General features: G+C 65.8%; 4 protein-coding genes. 1 reads left to right on the top strand and 3 read right to left on the bottom strand.

The window, feature by feature from the left end:
• Positions 1-200, top strand: a 200-nt coding sequence (locus AC1DY5_RS50185) for a hypothetical protein (protein ID WP_478121770.1), incomplete at its 5' end; no start/stop codon positions are given.
• 152 nt (positions 201-352) lie between these two features.
• Here AC1DY5_RS50185 and AC1DY5_RS50180 read toward each other — a convergent pair.
• The 3 genes from AC1DY5_RS50180 to AC1DY5_RS50170 form a co-directional block, all read right to left on the bottom strand.
• Entirely contained in the window at positions 353-1,426 is a 1,074-nt protein-coding gene (locus AC1DY5_RS50180; protein ID WP_478121769.1) for a TAXI family TRAP transporter solute-binding subunit, read from the bottom strand.
• A gap of 80 nt (positions 1,427-1,506) precedes the next feature.
• The gene (locus AC1DY5_RS50175) at positions 1,507-2,394 is read right to left on the bottom strand and encodes a hypothetical protein (RefSeq protein WP_478121768.1); all 888 of its coding nucleotides are present in this window, start codon (positions 2,392-2,394) and stop codon (positions 1,507-1,509) included.
• Positions 2,395-2,582: 188 nt separating this feature from the next.
• Positions 2,583-2,791, bottom strand: a 209-nt coding sequence (locus AC1DY5_RS50170; protein ID WP_478121767.1) for a hypothetical protein, incomplete at its 5' end; no start/stop codon positions are given.

Here is a 2,791-nt window from a genome sequence, read left to right as displayed (position 1 = left end):
GAATTGGTCGGCTGGGGCACAGGTACGTGCGCAGCCGCCGCAACGGCCGGGTGAAGGGCGAAAGAGCGCCCCAAAACCTCGCCAGGCTCCCCATCAGCGCGCTTGCCGCACCGGCATGGCACCTCGGCGACGCGTTTCGCCTCCTGGACCCGGCGATCCTCAGGCGCTTTGCTCAGCAACTCTCTTCAGCCAAAAGTTAAAAGCTTCTCAGCCTCTGAGCCCGATCAAGCGGGTGGCTGCGGCGGTGGGCGAAGGCAGCATGGCCATCGCCTTCGTTCACCAGTACCTGGCACGCGAAGGTCTGGTCGCCCGGCGCTGAGCGACCGGAAGTCGCTCAGGCGGGGCCGGCGATTCACCGCCTGCAGATGCCCAGCACCAGTTCCTGCTCGGTGCAGGCCCGCGTCGGCGGCGGCGCATAGGCAGACGGTGCGGTGTTGAGGGCGGTCCGGCGGGCGATGCAGGCACGCATGCGTTTTTCCATCGGCCCGTAGTAGCGCCACCCCTGGCTGAGGGGAGGCAGTTCCAGGCGCACCTGCTTCCACTTGGGATGGCCGTTGGCCTGCAACTTGTCGAAATTGGTGCAAAGGGACTCGGCGAAGCGGGTCAGGTTTCCGACCGTCGACTGCAGTCCGTAGTCGTAGGTGACGAGGTAGGCCTTGACGGTCAGGGTGGACACGTCGGCCTTGAGCCATGTCGAATAGCTGGCGGACCGTATGGCCCCGGGAAAGTACGTCTTCTTGGCACGCGCCGTCTCCGGCGCCGCATCGTCGAGCTTCAGGATCTTGATGTAGTTGCGCGCCTCGGCCTTCATGTCCGAGAACAGCTTGGCCGGCTGTCCGGCGACGATGATGACGACGTCGATCGACTTGTCGACGGTGAGCTTGGCCAGCGCCTCCTCGTTGCTCAGGTACTGCGTGTTGTCGGGCGGCAGCGGCTCCCCGAACATCAGCTGGTAGAGCGTTCTCGAGGTGAGCGCGGTGCCGCTGCCCAGCGGTCCGACGCCGATCTTCTTGTTCTTGATCTCGTGGATGCTGTTCAGCGGCGAGTCCGCGCGGACGACGAAATAGATTTCCTCGTCATAGAGCGGCATGATCAGGCGCAGCGGCCGAATGATGTTGCCTGCATCGGCATTGCCCGCCTTCGCCTCGTCCAGAAAAGCCTGGTAGACATCGGACTGCACCAGGGCCAGCTTGACGCCGGGCTCGAAGCGCATGCGCTGGACGTTCTCTGCCGAGCCCTTGGACTCGAGCACTTCGAGATCGATGTCGGCCGGCTCGGMGACCATGGTGGCCAAGTCTCGGCCGATCTGAATGTAGGTACCGGTTTTCGATGCGGTGACGATCTTGTACTCTGCCCGGGGTGCCGCTGCCGCGGAGCCGAGGAAGACCATCCACAACAGTCCAGTCAACAGGGTTCTGATTGGCATGCTGGCTCCATCGAAGGTTGGTGATACCGCCAGGTGATGCCTGGCTCATTCGTGCGGCTCGCTGTCTTTGTTCGTACCCGCTACTTCTTCTGGCACAGAGCCAACGCCGCCAGCGCTTGGCCACACTCCTTGTCCTCCGCTCCCCCCGCGCCGACGGCCGGGGCAGAGCCGGCGGCTACTGGCGCCTCCGGCGGCAAGGCCGCAGGGGCAGCGGTCGGCGGAACCGTGCGCTCGCTCATTCGAAGCGCGGTGGAGGGCTTCAGGGCGGTCTCCGGAAGCTGTACCCGCTTCACGGCCTGTTCCTGAGCGCGCCGATCGAAGGCCTCCTTCAGCGCCTGAACGCCCGGGTCGTCGGCATGATCGGCTTCCAGGTCGGCCAGTTCCTGCTCGGCGGCGCGCAGGTCGCCGCGGTTCAAGGCGGCCTGCACGCGCGCGACATCGGCCTTGAACGCTTCCTGCCCTCCAGCCTCGCCCGGGTCGCCGAAATCGCCGCGCCCGAACCACATGAAAGCGAGCGCCATCAGGACCAGTGCGCCGGCGATGCCGATCACGACGCGCCGGGGCGTTGCAAGACGGGCCGCCCTCGTGGGCGGTGGCGGGCCCAGAACCTCCATTGGACGGAAGACGCCAGGCCGGACAAGGCCGATCCCGGGGTCGACCTCCTCCAGGGACGCACCCGTCGGGCCGGGGATGTAGATGACTTCAGCCGCATCCGGCTGCGCCGTGTCCGAAAAGTCGATCAGCATGGGAGCCGGCGCTGGCGCCACGGCGGAGAGGCTGCGCCCGCGCTTCTCGGCAGGCGGTCGTGCCTCAACATGCGGTGGTGCATCGGCGTCGTCGCCGTTGTCGACAGTGGCGAATTGATCCTCGAAGCAAAATGGGCAAAAGCGGTTCCCCTTCTGCAACATCGCAGCGCATCGTCTGCAGGGAACTGAAAACGATGGGTCCAGATCGGCCAGGTTCGCCATGGTTCGACACACGTTTCATGCTCGCGGCGGTCGAGCCATTTCGCCCATTTTGGATCTACTCTTGCGCCCGACCAAAGGGAGTCGCGTCGGCGGCAGCCGTCACCGCTTGTGTGCCTGGACCTACGCACCCCCCGCGCAGAGTGCCAACGATACGCTGCGGCGGTGCCGTGGTCTAGGGCCAATACTGTTCAGATACGTAACACGCGCAACGCCGGCGTCGGCTCATGTCTGCGGTGGAGCTCGGCGCCGCGACGGCGCACTTTGAAGTTGCTCATCTTGCGCTTGACCCCTCGCGGGTTGTGGCGGCCGCGGCTGCTCACGCAGCGGCCGCGGCCGATCTCGGCGAGCAGCGCGTCGCGCCAACTTCCGATGCGCTCAGGGGGGAACAGCCGCTGCT

The organism is Variovorax sp. P4_D9 (genome assembly GCF_056401695.1).
This window is presented reverse-complemented; position numbering and strand designations above follow the sequence as displayed.